28 protein-coding genes are annotated in these 26,880 nt (G+C 37.9%); 19 read left to right on the plus strand and 9 right to left on the minus strand.

Annotated features, from left to right (window positions below; translation table 11 throughout):
- The first annotated feature begins 1 nt into the window (after position 1).
- The 3 genes from F0365_RS05980 to F0365_RS05990 all read left to right on the plus strand — a co-directional run bounded on the left by F0365_RS05980 (position 2) and on the right by F0365_RS05990 (position 1,345).
- Positions 2-445 (plus strand): hypothetical protein, encoded by a 444-nt coding sequence (locus tag F0365_RS05980; protein ID WP_169932860.1) that lies wholly within the window; start codon positions 2-4, stop codon positions 443-445.
- A gap of 1 nt (position 446) precedes the next feature.
- A complete protein-coding gene (locus F0365_RS05985) occupies positions 447-794 on the plus strand; it encodes a hypothetical protein (RefSeq protein WP_169932861.1) in 348 nt (115 codons plus the stop codon).
- Positions 795-967: 173 nt separating this feature from the next.
- Positions 968-1,345 (plus strand): hypothetical protein, encoded by a 378-nt coding sequence (locus F0365_RS05990; RefSeq protein WP_169932862.1) that lies wholly within the window; start codon positions 968-970, stop codon positions 1,343-1,345.
- 3 nt (positions 1,346-1,348) lie between these two features.
- Here F0365_RS05990 and panC read toward each other — a convergent pair whose 3' ends face one another.
- Positions 1,349-2,206, minus strand: coding sequence for a pantoate--beta-alanine ligase (gene panC / locus F0365_RS05995; RefSeq protein WP_169932863.1), 858 nt, complete (start codon positions 2,204-2,206; stop codon positions 1,349-1,351).
- A 108-nt stretch (positions 2,207-2,314) separates the two neighbouring features.
- Between panC and F0365_RS06000 the strand changes: the two genes are divergently transcribed.
- The 5 genes from F0365_RS06000 to F0365_RS06020 all read left to right on the plus strand — a co-directional run bounded on the left by F0365_RS06000 (position 2,315) and on the right by F0365_RS06020 (position 8,785).
- Positions 2,315-3,151 carry a glycogen/starch synthase gene (locus F0365_RS06000; RefSeq protein WP_169932864.1) on the plus strand — a complete coding sequence of 279 codons (837 nt, stop codon included), beginning with the start codon at positions 2,315-2,317 and terminating at the stop codon, positions 3,149-3,151.
- Positions 3,148-4,779 carry a DUF4270 domain-containing protein gene (locus F0365_RS06005; RefSeq protein WP_169932865.1) on the plus strand — a complete coding sequence of 544 codons (1,632 nt, stop codon included), beginning with the start codon at positions 3,148-3,150 and terminating at the stop codon, positions 4,777-4,779. Before F0365_RS06000 ends, F0365_RS06005 begins: the two co-directional genes overlap by 4 nt.
- Before the next feature lie 12 nt (positions 4,780-4,791).
- A complete protein-coding gene (gene glmS / locus F0365_RS06010) occupies positions 4,792-6,639 on the plus strand; it encodes a glutamine--fructose-6-phosphate transaminase (isomerizing) (RefSeq protein ID WP_169932866.1) in 1,848 nt (615 codons plus the stop codon).
- A 284-nt stretch (positions 6,640-6,923) separates the two neighbouring features.
- The gene (gene atpD / locus F0365_RS06015; RefSeq protein ID WP_169932867.1) at positions 6,924-8,435 is read left to right on the plus strand and encodes a F0F1 ATP synthase subunit beta; all 1,512 of its coding nucleotides are present in this window, start codon (positions 6,924-6,926) and stop codon (positions 8,433-8,435) included.
- 74 nt (positions 8,436-8,509) lie between these two features.
- Positions 8,510-8,785 carry a F0F1 ATP synthase subunit epsilon gene (locus F0365_RS06020; protein WP_169932868.1) on the plus strand — a complete coding sequence of 92 codons (276 nt, stop codon included), beginning with the start codon at positions 8,510-8,512 and terminating at the stop codon, positions 8,783-8,785.
- Between the two features lie 307 nt (positions 8,786-9,092).
- On the opposite strand, the gene F0365_RS06025 is transcribed toward F0365_RS06020, so the two are convergent.
- The 4 genes from F0365_RS06025 to F0365_RS06040 all read right to left on the minus strand — a co-directional run bounded on the left by F0365_RS06025 (position 9,093) and on the right by F0365_RS06040 (position 10,942).
- A complete protein-coding gene (locus F0365_RS06025) occupies positions 9,093-9,521 on the minus strand; it encodes an ankyrin repeat domain-containing protein (RefSeq protein WP_169932869.1) in 429 nt (142 codons plus the stop codon).
- Between the two features lie 138 nt (positions 9,522-9,659).
- Positions 9,660-9,863, minus strand: a complete 204-nt coding sequence (locus tag F0365_RS06030) for a helix-turn-helix domain-containing protein (RefSeq protein WP_169932870.1) — start codon at positions 9,861-9,863, stop codon at positions 9,660-9,662.
- Positions 9,864-9,866: 3 nt separating this feature from the next.
- On the minus strand, positions 9,867-10,400 hold the full coding sequence (locus F0365_RS06035; RefSeq protein WP_169932871.1) for a DUF2975 domain-containing protein: 534 nt from the start codon (positions 10,398-10,400) through the stop codon (positions 9,867-9,869).
- Positions 10,401-10,402: 2 nt separating this feature from the next.
- On the minus strand, positions 10,403-10,942 hold the full coding sequence (locus F0365_RS06040) for a DUF2975 domain-containing protein (protein ID WP_169932872.1): 540 nt from the start codon (positions 10,940-10,942) through the stop codon (positions 10,403-10,405).
- A 470-nt stretch (positions 10,943-11,412) separates the two neighbouring features.
- On the opposite strand from F0365_RS06040, the gene F0365_RS06045 reads away from it, so the two are divergent.
- The 7 genes from F0365_RS06045 to F0365_RS06075 all read left to right on the plus strand — a co-directional run bounded on the left by F0365_RS06045 (position 11,413) and on the right by F0365_RS06075 (position 18,263).
- Complete coding sequence (locus F0365_RS06045) at positions 11,413-12,534, plus strand: aminotransferase class I/II-fold pyridoxal phosphate-dependent enzyme (RefSeq protein WP_169932873.1); 1,122 nt, start codon at positions 11,413-11,415, stop codon at positions 12,532-12,534.
- Complete coding sequence (locus F0365_RS06050; RefSeq protein WP_169932874.1) at positions 12,531-12,944, plus strand: hypothetical protein; 414 nt, start codon at positions 12,531-12,533, stop codon at positions 12,942-12,944. The genes F0365_RS06045 and F0365_RS06050 overlap by 4 nt, the downstream gene beginning before the upstream one ends.
- A complete protein-coding gene (gene bioD / locus F0365_RS06055) occupies positions 12,937-13,554 on the plus strand; it encodes a dethiobiotin synthase (RefSeq protein WP_169932875.1) in 618 nt (205 codons plus the stop codon). Before F0365_RS06050 ends, bioD begins: the two co-directional genes overlap by 8 nt.
- On the plus strand, positions 13,551-14,828 hold the full coding sequence (gene bioA, locus F0365_RS06060) for an adenosylmethionine--8-amino-7-oxononanoate transaminase (protein WP_169932876.1): 1,278 nt from the start codon (positions 13,551-13,553) through the stop codon (positions 14,826-14,828). Before bioD ends, bioA begins: the two co-directional genes overlap by 4 nt.
- Before the next feature lie 222 nt (positions 14,829-15,050).
- Positions 15,051-16,172, plus strand: coding sequence for a beta-ketoacyl synthase N-terminal-like domain-containing protein (locus tag F0365_RS06065; RefSeq protein WP_169932877.1), 1,122 nt, complete (start codon positions 15,051-15,053; stop codon positions 16,170-16,172).
- A gap of 79 nt (positions 16,173-16,251) precedes the next feature.
- Positions 16,252-17,340 (plus strand): biotin synthase BioB, encoded by a 1,089-nt coding sequence (gene bioB / locus F0365_RS06070; protein WP_169932878.1) that lies wholly within the window; start codon positions 16,252-16,254, stop codon positions 17,338-17,340.
- Positions 17,341-17,390: 50 nt separating this feature from the next.
- Positions 17,391-18,263 carry a cupin-like domain-containing protein gene (locus F0365_RS06075; protein ID WP_169932879.1) on the plus strand — a complete coding sequence of 291 codons (873 nt, stop codon included), beginning with the start codon at positions 17,391-17,393 and terminating at the stop codon, positions 18,261-18,263.
- Positions 18,264-18,360: 97 nt separating this feature from the next.
- Here F0365_RS06075 and F0365_RS06080 read toward each other — a convergent pair whose 3' ends face one another.
- The 4 genes from F0365_RS06080 to F0365_RS06095 form a co-directional block, all read right to left on the minus strand.
- Positions 18,361-18,837, minus strand: a complete 477-nt coding sequence (locus F0365_RS06080; protein WP_169932880.1) for a regulatory protein RecX — start codon at positions 18,835-18,837, stop codon at positions 18,361-18,363.
- Positions 18,838-19,171: 334 nt separating this feature from the next.
- Positions 19,172-20,146, minus strand: a complete 975-nt coding sequence (gene hemB, locus F0365_RS06085) for a porphobilinogen synthase (protein WP_169932881.1) — start codon at positions 20,144-20,146, stop codon at positions 19,172-19,174.
- A gap of 1 nt (position 20,147) precedes the next feature.
- Positions 20,148-20,534, minus strand: a complete 387-nt coding sequence (locus tag F0365_RS06090; RefSeq protein ID WP_169932882.1) for a hypothetical protein — start codon at positions 20,532-20,534, stop codon at positions 20,148-20,150.
- A 185-nt stretch (positions 20,535-20,719) separates the two neighbouring features.
- Positions 20,720-21,472, minus strand: a complete 753-nt coding sequence (locus F0365_RS06095) for an SDR family NAD(P)-dependent oxidoreductase (RefSeq protein WP_169932883.1) — start codon at positions 21,470-21,472, stop codon at positions 20,720-20,722.
- 348 nt (positions 21,473-21,820) lie between these two features.
- Here F0365_RS06095 and F0365_RS06100 point away from each other — a divergent pair, with 348 nt between their 5' ends.
- The 4 genes from F0365_RS06100 (at position 21,821) to F0365_RS06115 (ending at position 26,549) form a co-directional block, all read left to right on the plus strand.
- The gene (locus tag F0365_RS06100; protein WP_169932884.1) at positions 21,821-22,825 is read left to right on the plus strand and encodes an AAA family ATPase; all 1,005 of its coding nucleotides are present in this window, start codon (positions 21,821-21,823) and stop codon (positions 22,823-22,825) included.
- Positions 22,826-23,029: 204 nt separating this feature from the next.
- Positions 23,030-23,893 carry a DUF58 domain-containing protein gene (locus F0365_RS06105; protein ID WP_169932885.1) on the plus strand — a complete coding sequence of 288 codons (864 nt, stop codon included), beginning with the start codon at positions 23,030-23,032 and terminating at the stop codon, positions 23,891-23,893.
- Positions 23,890-25,536 carry a hypothetical protein gene (locus F0365_RS06110; RefSeq protein WP_169932886.1) on the plus strand — a complete coding sequence of 549 codons (1,647 nt, stop codon included), beginning with the start codon at positions 23,890-23,892 and terminating at the stop codon, positions 25,534-25,536. Before F0365_RS06105 ends, F0365_RS06110 begins: the two co-directional genes overlap by 4 nt.
- Positions 25,536-26,549 carry a vWA domain-containing protein gene (locus F0365_RS06115; protein WP_169932887.1) on the plus strand — a complete coding sequence of 338 codons (1,014 nt, stop codon included), beginning with the start codon at positions 25,536-25,538 and terminating at the stop codon, positions 26,547-26,549. Before F0365_RS06110 ends, F0365_RS06115 begins: the two co-directional genes overlap by 1 nt.
- The last annotated feature ends 331 nt before the right edge of the window (positions 26,550-26,880 follow it).

A 26,880-nucleotide genomic window follows, 5' to 3' on the forward strand; every position in this document is an offset into this window, starting at 1 on the left:
TTTGACCTTAACTTTAACTGGAATTGGCATTAATTTAGTCCCTTTCTGCTTGCGACCAGATATTACTTTCCGTGGACTGGAAGATAAGCCCATAAGTAATTCCAATTCCATAAACAGTACCATACGAATACATCAAGTTGTTTTTCATGAATCTGGACATTTTTCTCATGCGAAAAAAGGAAATGCATTGTATTGGGAAAAAAATGCAGCTGCAATAATTTCTAACTCTATCGCTACTACTATCATTAGTTTACAAGGCGGAGACTCTTATAGAGATAGCTCTCAACCTTCTTATCAAGCGGCAGATAGAATTAGTGTAGTTGAAGGATGGGGAAATTTTACAGAATATAAAGTCACATCAGAGATTTATGGTGGTGCCTATTTGAATAATGCCTTTGTTACTGAAGTTGGGTTTAATACTATCAATAGACATGGAAAAATTTGATATGTTTCAACGACCTATGAGTGCTAATCGATCTGATACAAGAAGTTGGTTTCTACATGGTTTGATGTGGGACTTATTGGATAATAGAAATGAAATCCCTTCCTCTATATCAACTGTTTTTTCAGAATTAAGAAGTGGTGATGACTTGAATAGAGAAAATTTTATAATAGATAACTGCGATATATCAAATGCTGGTAATGTATTTAATCTTGCGCCAGTTTTTGACGCATTGGATGGAGATATAGAAAATGGTTGTGAATTATATGAGCGATTGAAGTCTCAACACCCTAGTGATATAATGGCTCTCCATGAGTTATTTTCATTTTATGGAATTAATTGTTTTGAATAAATTTAATTAACTGGAATCAAAAATAAATGATGAACAAAATGAAAAACTATGTTACAATAATTTGTTCATGTATTTCATTAAATAGCCGTATACCTTTAGATTAAGATTGTAATGATGGAGAAATTTTCGTTGAAGGATTAGTGAGCATCACACCCGTTTAGTCTCCATCTTTATTGAATGACACTTTAACAATTTCTTGTAATATTCCGTCCCGTAAACATTTTTATGGTGATGAACGAGATGTTTTTTCAGAAACCTCAAACTCTAGGGCAAGGTGGTCATTTAGAAGTGGTTCAGAGTTAATAGGTGACCAAGAGCTAATTGTAAGAAAGGGTGAACTTGACGGCCCATTTTTTGTTGACGTGTACGATCCAATTTGTGATTGTTATGAATTTGAAGCTGACCTAATTTTGAGCGAGGTCGATACGTACAACATATTTATAGGCAATGTTTTCGATTTTATAGGCGAGAATTGTGATAGGTTTTTCATAGAAAGTAATTTTCCATGGATAAATGAGGCAGGTATATTAGAATTTGAGGTGGAGCCTTAAAATTTAAAGATCACTAAGTTTTAAGTTATCAATAAGCCGCACACCTTCTAGATGTGCAACTATAAAAGCCCTATAATGATGCTTCTTATATTTGCGAGTTACAGGATTTAAGGTTTCCTCGCTAGCAATGGTAAAATATTCTAGCTCAAAATCAGGCTCTTTTTTAAACAGCTCCTCTACTAGTTTTTGAGTATTTTTTATACTGTGGTGTTTGAAATATTTTTTTGCCAGCTGCAAGGTGGCATAAATAAATTGGGCTTTTTCACGAGCTTTGGGAGATAAGCGTTCATTTCTTGAACTCATTGCCAGGCCATGTGGTTCTCTTTCTATGGGGCAGCCTATAACCTCAATATTTAATTGAAGTTTTTCAACGAGTTTATTTACAATCTGCAATTGCTGAAAGTCTTTTTCTCCAAAGAAAGCTTTATCTGGTTGTACCACCGCAAATAGAAACTCGAGAATAGTCCCTACACCATCAAAATGTCCTGGTCTATTTTTCCCTTCCATTACATTTTCTAAACCGTCATAGTGATATGTTTTTGCGACAGTTTGTTTTCCATAAACATCTTTCACTTCAGGGGCATAGACGGTTAGTTTATGGGTGTTTATATGTTTCTTGATAAGTGCGACGTCGTTATTTACCGTTCGCGGATACTTTTCCAGATCTTTTTTATTATCAAATTGTGTAGGATTTACAAAAATAGATACGACCAGGTGATCACATTGGGAAATAGCTTCCTTCATTAAAGAGATGTGGCCATTGTGTAGAGCACCCATAGTTGGGACAAAGCTTATGGTTTCAGAGCTTTTAACCTTTTTTTTAAGATGTTCGACAAGTAATTTATGAGATTTAAAAATCATAACAATCTGAATATGGTAAGGCCTACAAACATAAGGTTTACAAAGCAAAGTGCAAGAAATTGCTTATTTTTGCAACTTGCTTAAAGTTAGGCATCAATAAATCTATCTATGAAGGAAAAAAGAGTTTTATACGTATCATCTGAAGTTATACCCTATTTACCTGAGACTGAGGCCTCCTCCATGTCTTATTTTGCTCCTAAAATGGTAAATGATCGCGGTGGCCAAATACGTATTTTCATGCCGAGATTTGGAAATATTAATGAGAGAAGACATCAACTACACGAGGTGATACGCCTTAGTGGAATGAATTTAATTATCAATGATTTAGACATGCCGCTTATCATTAAAGTAGCGTCAATCCCCAAGGAACGTATGCAAGTATATTTCATCGATAATGAAGATTATTTCAAAAGAAAAGCTACATTAACAGATGAAGATGGAAACCTTTTCCCAGATAATGACGAGCGTGCCATTTTCTTTGCAAAAGGAGTAATTGAAACAGTCAAAAAATTAAATTGGGCACCAGACATTATTCATGTCCATGGATGGTTAGCTAGCTTGCTTCCATTGTACCTTAAAAACTATTATGGGAACGATCCATTATTTGAGGAAAGTAAAATAGTGACCTCTATTTATAATCAATCCTTTGAAGGAGCGTTAGATGATGAGATGATTGAGAAACTTCAATATGATGCATTAGAAGACGAGGCTTTAGAAGAGTTCCATGACCCTACCTATATTAATTTGATGAAAAGCGCTGTTAAATACAGTGATGCTATTATTAAAGGTAGTGAGGAGCTAGATCCAGAAATTGATCAATATATCGATGCGCAGGAAAATAAGCCTATCTTAAAATACTATGCCCCAGAAGAATTTGCTGATGCATATGAGGAGTTCTACCTTGATCAAGTTTTAAACGAAAAAGAAGAAGCTCAAGAAAAATGAAAAAAATGTTATGTAATGCTGCGATAGTAATCGCGGTAGTTTTAGGAGTGGTGTCCTGTGAAAATGAATTAACTCCTTTGGGAGCTAACTTTTTAGGAGATGATCCTGCAAATGTTATTAAAGAGGCTGAGTTTGATGTGAAGGCGTACAGCGTTCCTGTGAATACCGTCCAAACGAATAACTTTAATTCGACACCTTTTGGAGTGTATGATGATCCAGCTTACGGAAGAACAACCTATTCGTTTGTGGCTCAAATAAATCCAAATTTTACTAGTCCGTCTTTTGGACAAAACAAGGTGGTAGAAGAAGTTATTTTAGAAGTACCTTATTATTCAGTACTAACAGGTATTAACGGCGAAGAAAGAGAGTACCGAATCGATTCTCTATACGGTATAGGGCCAACTCATTTTCAGATCTATAGAAACAATTACTTTTTGAGTGGTTTTGATGACCAAGACATAACTCAAAATGCAATTTATTATTCGGATTTTGAAAGTGTTATAGACATGAATCGAGGAGATTTAATTTATGAGAACACTTTATTCCTTCCAGATAATCAAGAGATTGATCTTTTTGAGACTAATGATGAAGGCGAGTTAACGGTTTCAGAGAGACTAACTCCTAGGCTTAGAATTTCTCTACCTGTAGATTATTGGGAAACAGTAATTGTGGATCAGGAAGGAAGTGCTAATCTGGAAAGTATTAGTAATTTTCAAAACTATTTTAGAGGTTTGTATTTTAAGATTGCTGGAGCGCCAAGTTCTTCTAACCTCGTTCATTTAGATTTGAATAATGCCAAAATCGATATTAAAATTAACTCTGATTTCCCTGATTTAAGTGATTTTGACGATGATGGGGATACTACAGAATTAAATAATATCACGTCAAATTTTCGTTTAAACTTTAATGGTAATAAGGTAGTTTTTGTAAAGAACGACTTTAGCGCAAGCGTTCAAAGCGACATGGCAGATTCTAACGATCCTATAAATGGAGCAGAAAATATTTATTTAAAAGGGGGTCCTGGATCAATAGCTGTCTTAGAGTTGTTTGGTCAGGCGACAAATGGATCAAATGGTGAGGCACCAGCGCTTACGGAGGCTATAGAAAACGATTGGTTGATTAATGATGCCTATATAGAATTTTACGTGAACAGATCTATTGTTGCGGCTAGCGCTAAGGATCCAGAGCGTATCTTGATCTATGATTATGATACCAAGAGACTGCTATCAGATTACGCGATTGGTGGTTCTAATGGGCTTGATAGCAACTTGTCTCACTTAGGTAGGTTGGAAAGAATTGATCCTGATGATACTTCTACTGATCGTATTAAATATAGAATAAGACTCACGCAACATTTAAGCAATATTATACAAGGTAATATTGAAAACAATAGATTGGCAATTGTAGTTAGTCAAAATGTGTCAATAGTAGGAAATAATCGAGTGTTGAATACAGTAAACCCTAATCCAGATCTAGAATCTATACCGATTAGCGCCGCTATATCTCATGAAGGAACAGTACTTTACGGAAATCTTGCCCAGGGAAACCTTGTTCAGCAAACTGTAAACGGAGAGGCTATACCTAAAAAACCTATGTTAAAGGTTTTTTATTCTGAAACAATCAACTAAAATAAATTAATTATGTGCGGAATTGTAGGCTACATAGGGCATCGACAGGCATATCCAATAGTTTTAAATGGTCTTAAAAGGCTAGAATACAGAGGCTATGACAGTGCTGGAATTGCTATTTATGATGGGAAAAAACTTAATTTTTCCAAAACAAAAGGGAAAGTAGCTGACTTAGAATCAAAGCTTGAAGCTGAAATTTCTACAGTAGGAACTATTGCAATAGGTCATACCAGATGGGCAACTCATGGGGTACCTAATGATGTAAACTCGCATCCTCACTTTTCAAATAATGGTGATCTAGTGATCATCCATAATGGTATTATAGAAAATTATGAGCCGTTAAAACAAGAGTTGAAAAACCGAGGTTATACCTTTCAATCAGATACAGACACAGAGGTGCTGGTTAACCTGATAGAAGATGCGCAAACTAAAGAGAATGTCAAGTTAGGAAAAGCAGTTCAAATAGCGCTTAATCAAACAATAGGCGCTTATGCAATTGCCGTTTTTGATCGTAAAAAACCTAACGAAATTGTGGTAGCCCGATTGGGCTCTCCTCTTGCTATAGGTGTAGGGGAAAATGAGTATTTTATTGCAAGTGATGCAAGTCCATTTTTAGAATTCACTAAAAATGCAATCTATTTGGAAGACGGTGAGATGGCAGTAGTACGCACTCACAAGGATGTGAAGATTAGAAAAATTAAAGACGATTCTTTGGTAGCTCCTTATATTCAAGAATTGCAAATGAACTTGGAGCAAATAGAAAAAGGTGGTTACGAGCACTTTATGCTGAAAGAGATTTACGAGCAGCCGCAAGCCATTAAAGATACATTCAGAGGGCGTATGTTAGTTGATCAAGGCTTGATAAAAATGGCTGGAATCGATGATCATATCGATAAATTTATCAATGCAAAACGTATAGTAATAGTTGCCTGTGGGACTTCGTGGCATGCAGGCTTAGTAGCTGAATATATTTTTGAAGAACTAGCGCGTGTACCTGTTGAGGTAGAGTATGCTTCCGAGTTTAGATACCGCAATCCTGTAATAGACAAAGATGACGTTATAATTGCCATTTCTCAGTCAGGAGAAACAGCAGATACTATGGCAGCAATTAAACTTGCCAAAGCAAATGGGGCTTTTGTTTTTGGAGTTTGTAACGTTGTAGGTAGTTCTATTTCTAGAGAGACTCATGCTGGAGCCTATACTCATGCCGGTCCAGAAATAGGAGTGGCCTCAACAAAAGCATTTACTACTCAAATTACAGTGCTTACCTTAATTGCTTTACAGATCGCTAAGAAAAAAGGTAAGATCTCTACCAGTGAATTTCACAATTACTTACAGGAATTAGCTTCCATACCAGATAAAGTTGCTGAAGCATTAACTTCAAATGATCATATTGAGAAGATTGCAGAAATTTATAAAGATTCTAAAAACTGCCTTTATCTAGGTCGTGGTTTCAATTTTCCAGTAGCTTTAGAAGGAGCATTAAAACTTAAAGAAATCAGCTATATTCATGCCGAAGGTTATCCAGCCGCAGAAATGAAACACGGTCCGATTGCGCTTATTGATGAGCAAATGCCAGTGGTCGTAATTGCTACTAAAAAGGGACATTATGAAAAAGTGGTCAGTAATATACAAGAGATTAAATCCCGTAGCGGTAAGATTATAGGTATTGTTACTAAAGGCGACGTGGATGTGAGAAACCTCGCAGATCACGTGATAGAAGTGCCAGAAACTATTGAGTTTATGACGCCTTTATTAACTACTATTCCCTTACAGTTGCTCTCTTACCATATCGCTGTTAAGCTTGGTAAAAATGTGGATCAACCCCGTAACTTAGCTAAAAGTGTTACCGTAGAATAAAACCATTAAGTTTATATTATTATAGAGCTGCTTCCTATGGAAGCGGCTTTTTTGTTTAGGCACTAACTGCTATGGACATCGCTCAAGGCAAAAGCAGAAGCTAGCATTACAACAGCTACAATGAACCTCTGTCCATTAGAAACGGGGAGGAGAAGCTTCGTGCGAGTTACGCAAGAAAAAAATTGAAAAACACCATGTTTTTATAAATAGGAATGCAGTATCTTTGCGCGACGAAAAACAGCCGCTAAAAGCTGTATCTTTTTAAGTTTTAAAACATTATATAAATGTCTCAAATTACAGGTAGCGTTTCACAAATCATCGGACCGGTGGTAGATGTAACATTTGACAGTGCAGAAGGCGCACTTCCTAAAATTTATGATTCACTAGAAATCACAAAGAAAGATGGTTCTTTACTAGTACTTGAAGTACAATCTCACATCGGTGAGAGCGCAGTAAGAACTATCGCAATGGATTCTACAGATGGGCTTAGTCGCGGTACCGTGGTTCTTGCTACTGGTAATCCTATCAAGATGCCTGTAGGTGCTGATGTTTACGGCCGTCTATTTAATGTGATCGGTGATGCCATTGATGGTTTAGGGAATCTTCCTAAAACAGGAAAAGATGGACTTTCTATTCATAGAGATGCACCGGCATTTGAAGATCTTTCTACTTCTACGGAAGTGCTTTTTACTGGTATCAAGGTAATTGATCTTATCGAGCCTTATGTAAAAGGTGGTAAGATTGGACTTTTCGGCGGTGCAGGAGTTGGTAAAACAGTTTTGATTCAAGAATTGATTAATAACATTGCAAAAGGTCACGGTGGACTTTCCGTATTTGCTGGAGTTGGTGAGCGTACACGTGAAGGAAATGACCTTTTACGTGAGATGTTAGAATCTGGAATTATCAAGTATGGTGATGACTTCATGCATTCTATGGAAGAAGGCGGTTGGGATCTTCAAAAGGTTGATAAAGCCGGAATGAGAGAATCAAAAGCAACATTTGTATTTGGACAGATGAATGAGCCACCAGGAGCACGTGCTCGTGTAGCTCTTTCAGGTCTTACAATTGCAGAATATTTCCGTGATGGGGCTGGAGAAGGACAAGGAAAAGATGTTCTTTTCTTTGTAGATAATATCTTCCGTTTTACACAGGCAGGCTCTGAGGTATCGGCTCTTTTAGGTCGTATGCCGTCTGCAGTAGGATACCAACCTACGCTTGCAACAGAAATGGGTGCGATGCAGGAAAGAATTACTTCTACTAAAAAAGGATCTATTACATCTGTACAAGCGGTTTACGTACCTGCAGATGATTTAACCGATCCAGCACCAGCAACTACATTTGCTCACCTTGATGCAACTACAGTACTTTCTCGTAAGATTGCAGAGCTAGGTATTTACCCAGCAGTAGATCCTCTAGATTCTACATCTCGTATTCTAGCAGCAGACGTATTAGGTAATGAGCATTATGATTGTGCAACTCGTGTAAAAGAGTTACTACAGCGTTATAAAGAATTACAAGATATTATTGCCATATTAGGTATGGAAGAATTATCTGAAGAAGATAAAATGGCGGTAGGTCGTGCACGCCGTGTGCAACGTTTCCTATCCCAACCATTTTTCGTGGCAGAGCAGTTTACTGGTCTTAAAGGTGTGTTAGTTGATATTAAGGATACGATCAAAGGATTTAACATGATTATGGATGGTGAGTTAGATCACCTTCCAGAAAGTGCATTTAACCTTAAAGGTACTATCGAAGAAGCAATTGAAGCAGGAGAAAAAATGCTTGCTGAAGCATAATCAAGTTAGGAGTTAGGAGTTCAGAGTTGTAATTAACTCTAGACTCCTAATTCTAAACTCATAACTATACAAAGATGATTTTAGAAATAGTTACACCAGAGATGACCCTTTTTAAAGGTGAGGTAGAATCAGTTTCTGTACCTGGGATTAACGGTCAGTTTCAGATGCTAGATAATCATGCGCCTGTGGTATCCCTGCTTGCTAAGGGAGCTATTAGGATTTTTGGAAGTGTACAACTTGAAGAATCGGTCGCTGATTTGTTTACCAAAGCAGACGGCACTACTAATTTTGCCATTACTGGCGGAGTTCTAGAAATGAAAGATAACAAAGCGATTGTTTTAGCAGACTAAAGCAAGACTTGTTTTAAAAACAGTAGGAAAGCCTTTATCATTTTGATAGAGGTTTTTTTTATGATAGCAAGCTGCTCTACCTAGCCGAAATCCGGCTCGCTTATTTCAGGACCATACAAGGAGTTGAAAGTAAAAAGCTAGCCTCTACAGTCATAAGCCCTGATCACATGAAAACTTCCTATCAGGGACTAGGCTCCCTTATCTTTCTTAGTATTCAATAAAAAATCCTTTAAAGCGAGCTCCAAAGGATTTAATTATTTAAAATAGTCGGTCTTATGGAGAACGACTCTACAGAGTGGAGTTGCTTTTATTTCAACAACTTAATCGCAGATTCATTACCATTGGTCATAGCGAGTTGAAGGGCTGTTTTTCCGTCAACTTGAACAGACTTATCAGCTCCTGCATCTAATAGTTGAGCCACTAAATCAGTACGACCCATTTTTGCGGCCCACATTAAGGGAGTGTTATCATCACATGCTATGTTGACATCTACTTCAGCTTCTGTGATAAGGTATAAGGCAACATCAGAGCTTTCCATTTGAATAGCTAGTTGTAAAAGTGTTGCTTTCCTTGTGCCGGCTTGTAGGCATTCGTTTTTGTTGGTGTCGTTAACTAAAACTTTAAGATCTCTAGGGCTATCGTTCTTAAGAGCAATAGTCATGTCTTTAGTTAGGTCTTGAGCGCTTACCGTTCCTGCTAGGATAAGAGCGAGAATAAAAAGAACTTTTTTCATCATTGTTAGGTTTTAAGAGTTGCTAAGATAACACTATCGTTTCAAACCTTTTAGCAGTTTTATAATTGATTTCATATGGATACCGCTTTCGCGAAAGAGGAACATATCACCTAGCGCCAAAGATTATTTAATTTTTCAAGATTATTTTCTGTATTCTAATATATCCCCAGGCTGGCATTCCAGGGCTTCACAAATAGCTTCAAGAGTAGAAAATCGCACCGCTTTTGCTTTTCCCGTTTTCAAAATAGAAAGATTTGCAGTGGTGATTCCTACCAGATCTGCTAGTTCATTGCTTTTCATGCCTTTTTGTGCCAGTACTATGTCTAGGTTGATGTATATGGACATGGTTTATATGGTTAAGTCGTTTTCTTGTTTTAAATCAGCTCCTTTTTTTGCCATGTCTATATACAAATAAGAGATGATGGAGACAAAACCATGAATAATTATAAACATTACTGACTCTTCTATTTTAAAATATCCTCGAGAAATAGTTGAGGCTATAGCAGCTATAAAAGCTATAAGTAAGGCCGCTAGATTCAAATAGAAAAACCGGCATAAATCTCTGATTGCTTTTTCATGAAATAGAGAGTCCGCAATAAAAACTTTAAAAAATCGGTGCATCAGGTAAAAGTAAAAGCTAAAAAACGGAAATATAGCAATCATTATAATGGCTCTGGGCTGGAATATCATGCTAATTTCAATATCAGGTGCCACAACGCTGATCATTTCTTTTCCTTTGAGCATACTTATTTCTACAAAAGGAATATCCCATCCTAGATAAAATTCAAAAAAGCCTAAAGAGCAGCAGATGACGAAGAAAATAGACCATATCGTAAAGCAGTAAAAAAATATTTTTGAGAACCAGTAAAGTATGTATTTCATAATTATATAGTTAAGTCGTTTTCTTGTTGAATTTTAATAGACTGGTTGATGATCTTAGATATGATAATTAAGAAGATTCCAAAGGCAATAATGACTAGAAAAGAATCAAATGAAAAACCCAAGTCAATAGAAACGTTCTTCATTGAAATCGCATTTGATTTTACAACAGCCATTGTAGCGTATTTGTAAATTAAGGAAGGTATTTTAGTAATCAATGATCCGATAACACAAAAAAGGCCTGCTCGATAAAAATGTTTTTCTATTTCTACATCGATAAATCGATACGGCGAAATTCTATAAGACACTTTTCTTAAATGATACACCATCGCTAGGAACATCCAGTAACCCATAACTGAAAGCGCTAACACCACATAAAATGTCCAATGAACATTGTATAGGTCAACTCCAAAATTGTCAAAGCCCGTCTCGTAATTATCCACAAAAACAAAAAATGCTACAGGGCCCAAAACGGCTGATATCCACGTAAAAAAGTAGACCAAAGTCATAATAGCTCTAAGCATACTTAACCAACTTATTTTCATAATTATTATCGTTTATCGATGACAAACATACTATATACTTATTGATAAACAATAATAAATTATCGAAAAAGAATAATAAAAATATGTTATATACGGATGTTGAGATAGTTGCACTTTTGAAATTTAAGGTGAAATCGACAGGGGCTCTAACCGATTTCGCTCTGCATTAAAATGAAGTCATCAATAATGGTTTTGTTGGAAACCAAAAGGGTTTGACACGGTGCTGGTTTTGAGAATTTAATTGGAATCTTAGATAAATTTCCAGCACCGCATCAACCTTTCCGAGCTTAGCTCGTTGCACTCTCTTTGCCCATCTTTCCTATTCCAGAAATTTGTCGTAACAAATTATCAGGGATTAAGGAAAGGAGCTTTTAAAATTAAAAGTCGAGTTATAGCTCTTTTTGATTTTCGTTTTGATTTTGATTTTGCGATTTGGAATTTAGAACTCTTTCTTTCCTTACTTTTACACCATGCTTCCAGATAAACTACAAGCTCTTTTAGGTATGCGTCACTTTTCAGGAAGTTTGCGTAAACTCACTGTAAATAAAGGTTTGGTAGATTTTTCTTCTAACGATTACCTAGGTTTTTCAAAGTTACCGGTAACCGCATCACACTCTTCAAATGGTGCGACGGGCAGCAGGCTTATTTCTGGACACAGCGAGTTGCACAATCAGGTAGAAAATCAAATTGCAGCGTTTCACAATGCACCAGCAGCATTACTGTTTAATTCGGGTTACGACGCAAACATAGGACTCATCCCTGCGTTAACAGATCGCGCAGATTTGATCCTTTTTGACCAGTTGGTTCATGCTAGCATACGTGATGGAATTCAATTGTCGCAGGCTAAATCACTTAAATACCGTCATAACGATTTTGATCATCTCGAGATTTTATTGTCTAAATTCAGCGAGGAAGAAGAGCGCGAGGTGTATGTCATTACAGAGTCTGTTTTTTCTATGGATGGCGATATGCCAGACCTTAAGAAATTGGTAGAATTAGTAATGCGATTTGAAAATGCACACTTGATTTTGGACGAGGCGCACGCCTTGGGTGTTATAGGAAAAAGCGGTGCTGGTCTCGCCCATGAACTGGATGTAGAAAATGATATTTTTGCTCGAGTGGTCACTTTTGGCAAAGGCTTGGGCTGTCATGGTGCGGCTGTTTTAGGAAGTGGAGATCTTAAGGAATATTTGATCAATTATGCCCGTAGCTTTATTTATACAACCGCACTTCCAGAGCATTCGTTGCGGTCTATTGCTTATGGTTACCGCACTTTGAGTCAGGGGGAAGATGCCGTCTCTCGATTAACCCATAACATAGGACTTTTTAATAAATTGGTGCTGCAAAATGGTTTGAGACTACGCTTTCGCGAAAGCGAGACAGCCATCCAAGTATGTATCATTCCAAAAAACGACAAAGTAAAAAAGGCAGCACGTGTACTACAAGAAAATGGCTATGATGTACGAGCCATTCTTTCTCCTACAGTAAGTCAGGGAGAAGAACGATTGCGCGTCTGTATTCATAGTTATAATACAGGAAATGAAATGGAAAACATGCTGAAATTGCTTGCCAAAACCCTAAAAAATCTATGAGTAAATTCAGAACCGTGGCGGTATTTGCCTATCCTGCAGAGGCTGTAGTCGTAAAAGGTAAATTGGAAAGTGAAAACGTGCATGTATACCTCAAGGACGAATTTTCTGTAGCGGCAGATCCTTTTGCGACCAATGCTATAGGCGGTGTGAAAATGCAGGTGTATAAAGAAGATTTTATCAAAGCAATGGGGATCCTCGAGCAGTCTAATCCAGACCTGCTAAAGCATCGCGTGGAATATATAAAATGTCCCAACTGCGGTAAACGGGAGGCGAGAGAAATGAGAGATATAGAAACGGCACGCTCGTTATCTGAAAAAATGACAGCAATAGGGTTGAGTATTTTTCCTTTCACAAATTCGTTTAATTACGAGTGTAAAAACTGTCAAACTAAATTTGATGTAAATGAGTAGTATTTTTATTACCGGAATAGGAACTGATGTAGGTAAAACGGTTGTAGCAGCCATTGTAACACAAGCACTACAAGCCGATTACTGGAAACCCATACAGAGTGGTCTGGAAGAAACAGATAAAGCTACTATTGCTGGCCTTATAGACAATGCCACAACAGTGATCCATCCAGAAGCCTACCGACTTCATACGCCTATGAGTCCGCATAAGGCGGCTGAAATTGATGGAATTACCATAGACCGCACTAAAATTATACGTCCTAAAACAGAAAACACTTTAGTTATAGAAGGTGCTGGAGGCTTGCTGGTTCCTATTAATGATCAAGAAACTATTGTCGATTTGATTGCTCCTGAGGATCAAGTGATTCTAGTCAGTTCGGGCTATTTAGGAAGTATCAATCATACCTTATTGAGCGCAGCGCTTTTAAAAGCTAAAGGCTTGAACTGTGTAGGGATTATTTACAACCACGTTGATCTTGATGGTACCATCGAAGTGATTGAAAAAATGACAGGATTAAAAACCTTGGGTCACATAACAAGAGAACAAGAAATAAGTGCGGCTATTGTTTCTAAATATGCTTCAAAATTTAAAAAAACGCTAAAAGCATTATGAAAAAGGAAGAGATTCTAAAAAATGATGCAAGTTTTATATGGCATCCGCTTACGCAACATAAAACGGCGACAGCACCTCTTGCCATCTCCCATGCTAAGGGAAATTACTTGTATGATTTTGATGGGAAGAACTATTTTGATGGGATATCGAGTTGGTACACCTGCAGTTATGGGCATACCAATCCTGCGTTGACAAGTGCGATCAAAAATCAAGTCGATCAATTGCACCATATAGTCTTTGCTGGAATGACGCATGAGCCAGCGGCAACTTTAGGAAAGAAACTGATAGCAATTTTGCCAGATAACCAGCAGAAGCTCTTTTTTTCTGAGAATGGATCTACCAGTGTAGAGATAGGTTTAAAAATGGCTTTTCAATACCATTTCAATAAAGGCGAGAAACGAAATACAGTGGTAGCATTAGAAAATGGGTTCCACGGAGACACTTTTGGAGCTATGAGTGCCAGTGGGTTGTCGGTTTATAATGGACCATTTGAAGATTTCTTTATTGATGTGGTGCGTATACCAGCACCTACAAAAGAGAATTTAGAGCAGGTCTTACTACTCGTTGATACCATCTTAGAACAACAGCAAATTTCTAGTTTTATCTATGAACCATTAGTTCAAGGAGCCGCAGCGATGCAGCTCAACGATAATGAGGCTTTGTGCCAAGTGATCAACAAATTCCAGCAACACGGGGTGATTGCTATTGCCGATGAAGTAATGACTGGTTTTGGGAAAACAGGAACGTACTTTGCCAGCGATCAAATAGGTGCCAAACCAGATGTGATGTGTCTTTCTAAAGCGCTATCTGGTGGAATCATGCCTATGGCAATTACTTCGTGTACTTCAGATATTTACGACGCTTTTTACGATGATGAGCTCGCCAAAGGTCTTTTTCACGGTCATACCTATTCTGGAAACCCATTAGGTTGTGCTGTTGCTAGTGCGGCAATAGACTTGTTGATTTCTGAAGAGATTCAGGAAAACATCAAACGAATAACAAGGTCTAATCTAGCCTTTCAAACAAAAATTGAAGCCCATTCATCCGTTTCTGCAGTGCGAACAAAAGGAGTCATTCTTGCGATGGACCTTGCGATCGAAATGGAGCGCTATGGAAACAAACGCAATGAGATGTTTCAATGGTTTTGGCAACGCGGTTTATTTTTAAGACCTTTAGGTAAAACAGTCTATATCGTGCCGCCTTTTACGAGTTCGGAGCAAGAAATGAATTTTGTTTATAAGTTATTGGAGGAATTTTTAGGTCAGGTGGTCTAATTTTTTCCATCGTCACCAGTGAGATTTAAGTGGAGTTGTTCCCTTATATGCTTAAACAAATGTTGATGATCACATAAAAAATATCAAAAAAACAAGGAGGTTTTACAATGTCTCTAGAACTTCTAATGCTCTATTTTTAAGGTGTAACGCTTAGGATTTTTTTTCTACAATTCATTCTAAGTCTAACTTCTTTTGACGATTTTTGCAAGAGTTAAAAAGCCAGTGAAAAACCCTATTTACATCAACGATGCAGCGATGATTGCTGCGATAGATTCATTTACGAATCAAGAGTCAGCTCCTTTTTTTAAGAAAAAAAATAAGGCTTGGATCAGTCCTATTTCAAAAGTAAAGGAAGATCAATTGCAAGCTTTTTTAAGAGATCATGATGCTTATAAATCGTTGGATCGCAGTGTGCATCTGGCGATTTTTGCAGCGAGGTCCTTAAACCATATTCCAGAGCAAACGGCGGTAAATATAGGTTCTAGTCGCGGTGCTACTGGATTGTGGGAGGAATATTATTCTCGCTTTCGCGAAAGCGGAACAGTTCCAACAGCAACTTCTCCATTAACTACTTTGGGGAATGTCTCTAGTTGGGTAGCTCAAGATTTGGGATTGAAAGGAACAGCTTTTTCTCATAGCATTACTTGTGCAACGGCATCGCATGCCATCCTCAATGCTATCGCTTGGCTAGAAAGCGGTATGGCAACGAGTTTTATCGCTGGCGGAAGTGAAGCGCCATTGACTGATTTTACCATAGCCCAAATGCAAGCCTTGCGCATTTATTCAAGAGAAACCGGTCGGTATCCGTGCAGGTCATTGGATTTAGATAAGTCACAAAATTCGATGATTTTAGGGGAGGCAGCAGCCTGTTTTTTACTTTCTAAAGAAGACAAGAACAGCCTTGCCAAAATCACTGGATACGGAAGTGCCATCGAAAAATTAAATAGTCCCACTTCTCTTACGGAAAGTGGAGAATGCCTGCAAGAATCCATGAGACAGGCTATACAGCACATAGATCTGGAAACGGTAGATGCGATCATTACACACGCGCCTGGAACTATTAAAGGTGATAAAGCAGAGTTTACTGCTATAAAAGCAGTTTTTGGAGATCGTTATCCACACTTGTGTAATAACAAATGGCAATTAGGTCACTCGCTTGGGGCAAGTAGTGCCCTTAATCTACACATGGCAATCGAAATGCTGCAATCAGAAACTATTTTTAAAATTCCTTATTTAGAAGAAGCCTTGGTAAACCCGCGGGGAGATGTAAGAGCTCCTAACCGCATTTTGATCAATGCAACGGGATTTGGAGGTAACGCAGTGAGTTTGTTGGTCGAGAAATAAACTCCAATCTTTGTACTTTATACTTGCCACTTAATACTTCAAGAAACCCTATTTTTACTTATTCAACTATCATACGATTATGAGATACAACTGGACTAAAGAAGAAGTATTAGAGGTTTATAACAGACCGATTATGAATTTGTTATATGATGCGGCAACGATTCATAGAGAATTTCACAACCCAAATCAAGTACAAGTTTCTACACTTCTTTCCATTAAAACTGGCGGTTGTCCAGAAGATTGTGGGTATTGTCCACAAGCTGCTCGTTACCATACAGACTTAGAAGGAAACGACTTGATGTCTGTACAGCAAGTAAAAGCACAAGCCTTAAGAGCAAAATCTAGTGGTAGTTCTCGTGTTTGTATGGGAGCAGCATGGAGAAATGTAAAAGACGGACCAGAATTTGACCAAGTCCTAGAAATGGTTCGTACCATTAATAAATTAGACATGGAAGTGTGTTGTACTTTAGGTATGATCACAGAAAATCAAGCACACCGACTTGCTGAGGCTGGATTATATGCTTATAACCACAACTTAGACAGTTCTGAAGAATACTATAAAGAGGTTATTTCTACTCGTGGTTATCAAGACCGTTTAGATACGATTGGTAATGTACGTAAGACCAATGTTACTGTTTGTAGCGGCGGAATTATAGGAATGGGAGAGAATATAGAGGATCGCGCAGGAATGTTGGTAGCTTTAGCTAGTCTAAGTCCGCAGCCAGAAAGTACGCCTATCAACGCATTAGTTGCTGTAGAAGGAACACCACTAGAAGAGCAACAACCAATTTCTATTTGGGAAATGATACGTATGGTGGCTACTACTCGTATCGTTATGCCACAAACTCAGGTGAGGTTGAGTGCCGGTCGTATGGACATGAGTCGTGAAGGACAAGCGATGTGTTTCTTTGCTGGAGCCAACTCTATTTTTGCGGGGGATAAATTACTGACGACTCCTAATCCAGATGTAAATGAAGACATGAAAATGTTTGAATTGTTAGGATTAGAGCCTATGAAGCCGTTTGTAAAAAAGTCACAACCAGAAACAGTAGAAGCTCAATATTCTGAATATAAAGATCAAGGAGAGAAACCTAGATGGACCCGTCCAGATCATAAAATTGAACGTAACGAGCAAGCAAAACAAGCTGGCAAAGCGGTTAAAGCATAGTTATAGGAGTTGCATTAGTTCCTTTAACTCCCTAATTTAGCTAGTTATTTATGGCGCTTAATCTTCAAAAAATACCGCGTGTATCCACAATGAGTAAAGATGATTTTATCAAAAATCATCTCCAGCCACAACAACCTGTAATCATTGAAAAACTAACAGAAGACTGGCCGGCTTATGAAAAGTGGAATCTAGCATACATCAAACAAGTAGCCGGAAATAAAACAGTGCCTTTGTATGATGACCGCCCAGTAAAGCACGATGAAGGTTTTAACGATGCACAAACCGAAATGAAGATGTCGGATTACTTAGATCTGTTGGAAGAAAAGCCCACTAACTTTAGAATTTTTCTTTACAATATATTAAAAGAAGTTCCAGTCCTTCAAGCCGATTATAAATTTCCGAAGTTAGGAATGCAATTGATCAAAGGCTTGCCTATGATGTTTTTTGGAGGAACCGATTCTAAGGTGTTTATGCATTTTGATATAGACTTTACGAATATCCTGCATTTTCAATTTCACGGTAAAAAGAGGTGTATTATTTTCCCGCCTGATCAGTCACCTTATTTGTATCGCGTTCCACATTCTTTAATCGCTAGAGAAGATATTGATTTTACCGACCCAGATTTTGAAAAATGGCCTGCTTTACTGAAAGCGCAAGGCTATGTTTGCGAGCTTCAACATGGGGAAATGTTGTACATGCCAGAAGGATACTGGCACTACATGCATTACCTCACACCTGGTTTTTCTATAAGCTTGAGGTCCTATCCTCGAAAGATTAAAAATTTAGGAAAGGCGCTGTATCATCTATTATTTATGCGTCATTATGATAATTTCATGCGCAAACGTAAAGGGCAGGAATGGATCGACTATAAAAATGATCAGGCTATTATAAGGACACACGAGCGTTTAAAGAGGGATAGTTGATTGAGCACCAGTTTCAAAAGCTCTTATAGAAATCATATTGTTTTTTGTCTCAATAATTTCGAAAAGAAATTCCATTTAATGACAGCGTATGGTAAAACTAATTAGGTATGAGCTCTACTGTTTTGGCATAAACCAGGTGGCTTTCCCAACCGCGATAGAGAAGGTAATCGGCTAGTTTTTTACGTTTTTTGTATGTATCGGTTTCCGTTGTGAGTTGTTGTAACCGCTTTCGCGAAAGCCTATCAAAAGCAATTTCGTAATCATCATTAGAAATCTCTTTAAGACCTATTTTTATAGTACGCTCGTTCAAACCTTTCATTTTAAGTTCGCGTACGATACGAACTCTGCCCCAACTTTTAATACGGAATTTCCCTCTAGCAAAAGCTTCGGCATAGCGTGTTTCATTCAAAAACTTGTGGTGGATCAAATGCGGGATGATTTCATCTATCGCAAGTTGGATCATTCCCATACTCTTCAATTTATCTTCTATCTCTTTATGACAGCGCTCTTGATAAGCGCAGTACCGCTCTATAGAACGAGTCGCTTCTTCAACGGTGTAGGTGTCTTTGGACATGAGTTATTTATTCCGTTTTAAAGAATGGTGGAGCGTTTCAAAGTATGCTATAGGAACTGGTTTAAAACTAAGTCGTTCTTTTTTGTTGTTGGCGAGTAGGTATTTCAAAATTAGTTGGTTTTAATATGCATGCTTTCTATAAACTTCTTCCTCTCCATTAAATTCTAACTTTAATTCTAAACCCCATTTCTTGTATTTCATATCTCAAAGGTATTAATTGAAATTTAAAATATCACTCTGAGCTTATTGGGGCTAGACTATTCAACTGTTGTTTTTTGCTTTCATAAGAGCAGAGTTCATGCTGCCCTTATGAAAAGGGGAATCTATATTTCTTCTAAGAAATCAACTTTACTACATCCTTAGCAAAATAACTCGCAATCAAGTCGGCGCCAGCTCTTTTTATGGCAGTGACTTGTTCCATCATTACGGCATCATGGTTGAGCCAGCCTCTTTCGGCCGCTGCTTTAAGCATAGCATACTCGCCGCTTACTTGATAAACACTTACAGGAACATCTACTTCGTTTTTAATATCTCTAACGATGTCTAAGTAGCACAATCCTGGTTTTACCATGACGATATCAGCTCCTTCATTGATGTCCATTAATGTTTCTTTGATGGCTTCACTGCGGTTGGCAGGATCCATTTGATAGGTTTTTTTATCTCCAAAACCTGGTGCGCTGTCCAGCGCATCTCTAAAAGGACCATAGAAAGCACTCGCATATTTTGCCGAGTAGCTCATGATACCCATATCTATAAATCCTTCTTCTTCCAGCGCTTCTCTGATATAAAGAATACGGCCATCCATCATATCGCTGGGCGCCACCATATCTGCTCCTGCTTGTGCGTGTGAGATACTCATTTGAGCGAGCACTTCACAAGTAGCATCATTAATTATTTTTTGATTCTCTACAATACCATCGTGGCCAAAACTTGAATAAGGATCCAACGCTACATCTGTCATGACGTACATTTCTGGAGCGACTTCTTTAACGGTTTTGATAGCACGTTGCATAAGGCCCTCTTTATTTAAAGCTTCTGTTCCTTTGTTATCTTTTAATTCGTCCGGTACTTTGACAAATAGCAACACGCTTTTCAGTCCCATATCCCAGAGCAATTGCACTTCTTTTTTTAAAATATCCAGGCTGTAACGGTAATAATCAGGCATGGACGCGATTTCTTCCCTGATACCTTTTCCTTCTACTATAAATAAGGGTACAATAAAATCACTTGGTGAAATCAAGGTCTGTTGCACCAGAGATCTTACCGTGGCACTGGTTCTTAATCTTCTATTTCTTCTTAGCGGATACATATTATAAATCTAGTTTATTGATGAGGTTGCGGTAATCCATTTCATAATTAGGAATCTTCAAAGTTACCTTCTTTGCGGTATTTAAAATAATGATAGCGGGAGTTTCTGAGTTGCTGTCATTATGAAACCGGAATTGGTTTTGTATAAAATCATTGATAAGAAGCGCTTCATCATAAGTAATGGTTCTTCTCACAACTTCTTCAGCCTTTTTATAAACGATATAATCTTCTATAAAGCTCATGGATGCTGTTGTGTCATCATTTAGAATATACTCTATCGTAAAATCTTTACTTTGAAATATCGAATTGATGTTCTCTGTGGTGACATCAGCGGTTTGCTGGCAAGAGATGAAGCTCAAAAAACCAAGAAGAATTATTACCTTTCTCATAACTGGTACTTTATAATTTTTGTCATTCCAGAAAATTTGGACGTAGAACTTTAGAATTGATCTATCATGCGTTTCCAAATTTGTCTGGTATCCAATCTAGTTTTTTTTCCTAGGGGCAGCATGAACTCTGCCCTTAGGAAAACGCTTTAAGTCAATCGTCTACCGTCACCAGTCGGCCGTCACTATCATTCCTTATTCAAAACCGTACTGCTTGCTTGTGCGGTGCACATTACTGTTAAATCAGCAATATTTACGTGTGCCGGTCGGGTCAGTGCAAACAGAATGACATCAGCCACATCTTGCGGTTGCAGGGGCATGTAACCTTGATATACTTTATCTGCTCTTTCTGCATCTCCTTTAAATCGCACTTCGCTAAAGTTAGTTTGTACGAGCCCTGGATTTACAGCACCTACTCTAATATGGTAGGGATTTAAGTCCAGTCGCATTCCAGTAGTAATAGCATCGACCGCATGTTTAGAACCGCAATATACATTTCCATTAGGATAGACTTCTTTTCCTGCCGTAGAACCTATGTTGATGATGTGCCCGCTTTTACGCTCGCGCATTTGTGGCATTACCGCATGACTTACATAAAGCAAGCCTTTGACATTAATATCTATCATCGCGTCCCAGTCTTCTAGACTACCTTTGTCAATAGGGTCTAAGCCATGAGCATTACCAGCATTATTAATTAAGATATCGATCTTGTGGAAAGGAGGTTCGGTAAGGCTATGTATTTGTTCTTCTACTGTTTTTTGATCGCGCACATCAAAGCAAAGCGTTTGTATAGGGACCAGTTGAGAAAGTTCTTGTTTTAATTCGGCTAGTTTTTCTTTGTTACGGCCACAAAGCACTAAAGCAAAATCATTTTTGGCAAGTGTTTGTGCTGTAGCTAGTCCTATTCCGCTTGTTGCTCCAGTAATCAGTGCTGTTTTCATATCTGATGTTTCTAACAAAAATAAGGAAAAGGTACGGTCGATATGTTGGAATTATGTTAGGGTTTTTATTTCCTAAGAAAAGGAAAGTGGATAAAAAATCATCATTTATCAGAAAGCACCAGCGTTAACAATCGATAACATAAAAATATACTTCTGTGAAGTATATCAACCTGTCCTTAGTTAAATTTGGTAGTTACAGAAGCGGGGGTTAATTTTAACGACTTTTAAACAGTTCTATCTTTTATGATTGGGCATTTTTGTAATTCCTTGACGTCGCTAGTCATTAATGAATAAGGGAAGCTTAAAGTTTTAACGAGTTTACTAAATAAGATTTAAGAAAATATACTTATGGATCAACAAAACACGCAGGTAGATATTGCGAGTATCAATGAAAAAGTGGCACAGGAAAGCCAGTTTGTGGATTTACTCGTTAATGAAATGAACAAGGTAATTGTAGGTCAACAATACATGATAGAACGTTTGCTTATAGGCCTTTTGGGTCGTGGGCACATTCTATTAGAAGGAGTTCCTGGACTTGCAAAAACACTTGCTATTACAACACTTTCTAAAGCCGTAAGCGGTTCTTTTTCAAGAATCCAATTTACACCAGATCTTCTTCCAGCAGATGTGGTAGGTACATTGATTTACAACATGAAAGATGGCGAATTCAATATCAAAAAAGGACCCATATTTGCCAATTTTGTACTTGCAGATGAGATCAACCGTGCACCAGCTAAAGTACAGAGTGCGCTGTTAGAGGCTATGCAGGAAAAGCAGGTAACTATAGGGGATACCACTTTTAAATTACAAAAGCCATTTTTAGTAATGGCAACACAAAATCCAGTAGATCAAGAAGGAACCTATCCATTGCCAGAAGCACAAATGGATCGTTTTATGTTAAAAACGGTGATCGATTACCCTAGCATTGCAGACGAGCAGCACATTATGCGAGCAAATTTAAAAAAGGATTTTCCCGAGCCTAATGCAGTGGTGTCAGTAGAACAAATTTTACGTGCTCAGGATGCGGTAGAAATTGTTTACATGGATGAAAAGATCGAGAAATACATTCTAGACATCATCTTTGCGACTCGTTACCCAGAAAAATACAACCTGGCTGAGTTGAAGCCATTGATCTCCTTCGGTGCATCGCCTCGTGGATCGATCAACCTTGCCAAGGCTGCAAAATGTTATGCTTTTATAAAAAGACGTGGTTATGTAGTTCCAGAAGATGTACGCGCCGTAGTACTAGACGTTTTGCGTCACAGAATAGGAATCACTTACGAAGCTGAAGCAGAAAACTACACCACAGAAGACATCGTAAACAAGATCGTAAATACGATTGAGGTACCATAATAGTTGTTTGTTAATGGTTGTCAGTTAATTGTCGTATCGCAAAATGTTGGACACTGCTGCGCATTCTCATGATAAGTATTGATCAAGTGTGTATAAAAACTCGATTTTTGAAACCAATTCGATACTAATTTTAAGTGGAGTTTTTTTACTTCTAACAACTAACAACTAACAACTAATAACTAATAACCACGAGTACACCGAGCCATGAACACACAAGAACTCCTTAAAAAAGTACGTAAGATCGAGATCAAAACGCGTCGCTTGAGCGATGCTGTTTTTGGTGGCGAGTACCACAGTGCTTTTAAAGGGCGCGGAATGACTTTTAGCGAGGTGCGGCAGTACCAGTTTGGTGATGATGTGCGTAATATCGATTGGAACGTAACCGCTCGATACAGTGAGCCCTATATCAAAGTTTTTGAGGAAGAACGGGAGTTGACCTTAATGTTGGTAGCAGACATTAGCGGCTCTACACTTTTTGGAACTCAAGAGCAAATCAAAAAAGAAATTATAACAGAGTTGTGCGCTACACTGGCATTCAGCGCTATGCAAAACAATGATAAAGTAGGATTGCTTTTATTTTCTGATCAGGTAGAATTGTACATTCCGCCTAAGAAAGGGAAATTTCATATTCTTAGAATTATAAGAGAATTGCTAGAATTTAAAGCTATAGGTAAAGGAACAGATGTGGCTGGAGCATTGAAGTTTCTAGCCGGTGTCCTTAAGAAAAAAGCCATCGTATTTGTGATGTCAGATTTCATGAGTGCCGATTATAAAAAAACGCTTCAAATTGCAGGACGCAAACACGATGTCACTGGAATTAGAGTTTATGACCAGCGTGAGGCAGAAATGCCTAAAATGGGACTCGTACAATTCAAAGATCAAGAAACAGGAAAAACACAGTTGATCAATACCAGTTCTAAATCGGTACGCATTAAATATGCCGCTTATCACAAAGAATGCGCTGCTTATTTTAAAGATGCTTTTACAAGATCTGATGCAGGCGCCATAGATTTAGAAACACAAGAGAATTATACCAAGAAACTATTAGGATACTTTAAAGCACGATGATCAAAAAACTAGTGTACATATCGTTTTTATTATGCATCGCCATAACTACTGCTCAAGATCAGACAAAGAAAGAGGTGGTTACTAAGGTAGATCGCGACTTGATCAAAATAGGGGAAGAAGTAAAACTAGGAATCAGTGTAGAAGCTGACTTAGGTGATTTGATCATTTTTCCCGAACAACAAACTATGGGTGCCATGGAAGTGCTGCAAAGTTACCCAGTAGATAGCTTGAGAATTGCCGATAAAATCAGGTTGTTCAAGCAATACGGCATTACGCAATTTGACTCGGGTGACTACTGGGTGCCACGATTGCAGATATTGAAAAACAGCCGAAGCATACAATCAGACTCTGTACTGATAAGCGTGAGAGAAGTGGTTGTTGACACTACTAAGCAAGGCATGTTTCCTATAAAGGATTCGGTAGATATAGAAGATCAATCCACTCTTTCTTACAGCTGGATGTGGTGGTTATTGCTATTAATTCCTGTGGGGCTTTTAGTAGTTTTGCTTTCGCGAAAGCGGGAACAAAAAACCTATGAAGAAACGTTACAACCTTACGAGTGGACCAAATATCGTCTCAAACTGCTGGACGAAAGTGGTCGTTTAGAAAACCGCGAATGGAAGCAATATTATACAGAGCTTACGTATATTATTAGAAGGTACATCGATTCTAAAGTCTACGGTCAGACGCTGGAAAGTACCACTGGACAATTGATTAAAGAGCTGAAAATTGCGATGTCAGAAAAAGACATGCACATTACCGATAAAACACAATCCAGGCTAGAAGAAATCCTTCAAAAAGCCGATTTGGTAAAATTTGCTACTGCCAGTGGAGATGCGATAAGTGCTAAGGAAGACCGACAGCGCACTATGGAAATTATTAATAATATCCATCAAGTACTACCACCGCCTACTGAAGAAGAACTCATGCAGGATGCGCGTTACAGACGCAAGCAAGAAATTAAAAAACGCACTCGCAACCTATTAATCGGTATCGCAGTAGGTGTTGTTGCTTTGGGAATTGCGGCTGGAATCTGGGGCTACCTATCAGGATTTGATAATGTAAAAGACAAGGTTTTTGGGAATTCTCAAAGAGCACTTACAGAGCAAACATGGTTGACTAGTGAATACGGGATGCCGCCTGTTCAATTGAATTCACCAGATATTTTGGTACGTCAAGACACTACCGTTTTAAGTGATCAATTCTCTGTTATTGCCGCCACAGTAGATCAATTTGCGTCTGGAGAACTCTCTGATGATTTTTATATAGGTGTGATCACATTTACTTTAAAGGGTCAAGGTCCTAAAGAAGAAAGTCAATTATCTAAAGAAATGGCACACGATAATATGATTCAAATGCTTGATGGAATGGGAGCTACTGATATTTTAATGCTCGATGATGACGTAGAAATTAATGGTATAAATGGAGTTTCGCTAGAAGGTACTTATAATCTAGATGGTGAGGATTATGAATATGAAATTCTCATGATGCTCAATAAAGTAGGAATAGATCAAATAATTATCAGTAATAAAAAGGACGATGAAGAAGATTCTGATCGCGAATTCGGAAGAATTTTGAGAGAACGGGTAAGAAGTTCTATTGTATTTCCATCTTTTGATGATGGTAAAAAGAAGAAAGAATAATGATGGACTGGTTTACAAATATCAAGTTTGCTTCACCAGAAATGTTTTGGTTGCTGCTGGCATTGCCTGTGGTGATCGCTTTTTACATCTGGACTTTTAATCAACAGAATGCGCAAATACAAGTTTCTTCTATTAAGGGGTTTCAAAATAAAGGATCTCTATTAGGAAAGTTGAGACCCTTACTTTTTGTATTTAGACTGCTGGCTTTGGCTTTAATCATCACAGCTCTTGCAAGACCCCAAACAACTGACGTTACTACAAAAACAAAAACAACAAACGGTATAGACATCGTTCTTGCGGTAGATGTAAGTGCGAGTATGCTGGCACGAGACTTTAAACCTGATAGGCTAGAGGCCACTAAAGAAGTTGCCGCAGACTTCATTAATGGAAGACCTAACGACCGTATAGGAGTTGTTGTATATGCTGGAGAAAGCTATACAAAAACACCTATCACAACCGATGAAAAGATATCGCTTAAAGCCATAAAAGATATCAAATTTGACGGTGTTCTAGAAAATGGAACAGCCATAGGAATGGGACTTGCTACCGCAGTAAATAGACTGAAAGAAAGTGAAGCACTGAGTAAAGTGATTATTTTAATGACAGATGGAGTGAACAACAGCGGTTTTCTCGATCCTAAAATAGCTAGTGAGTTAGCGGTAGAGTTTGGTATTAAAGTCTATACCATTGGAATAGGAACTAACGGCAACGCATTGTCTCCATATGCTCAATTACCTGATGGCAGATTCCAGTTTAGAATGGCTCCCGTAGAAATTGATGAAGAGCTCATGAAACAAATCGCAGCTGATACGGGTGGTAAATATTTTAGAGCAGATAATAATAAAAAGCTTAAAGAAATTTATGATGAGATTGATAAATTAGAAAAAACAGAGATCGAGCAATTTGAATTCTATAACATTGAAGAAAAATACAGAGATCTTGTTTTGCTAGCTTTGATCTTTATCGGATTAGAAATGTTATTGCGATATACCATTTTCAAGACGGCGGCGTAGAAAAAGTTATGAGTTCAGAGTTTTTTGAATGGTGAAATATAAGTTGACTATAGAGGATGGAGAGGCAATTAGAAAGCTTTTAGGACAACCTCACAGGTTATAAGCTTGTAAATAACACAGATAAAGCATACTGGATTCCAGACAAATTTGGAACCAGCTATTAAGAATAAAAAGAATTTTGGGAAGCCAAATTTTCTGGAATGACAAATGGTGTGAAAAGAATCGCCTCAGTAAAAGTTCCTTCCCTTGAGGCGTTGCACTGAGCTTGTGGAAGTGGTTGAAGAAAGTAGTGGCAAGCAGATAACTAATAACAGAAAACGAACAGTAGAAC

The sequence above is a fragment of the Nonlabens sp. Ci31 genome, assembly GCF_012974865.1.
Taxonomy (GTDB): domain Bacteria; phylum Bacteroidota; class Bacteroidia; order Flavobacteriales; family Flavobacteriaceae; genus Nonlabens.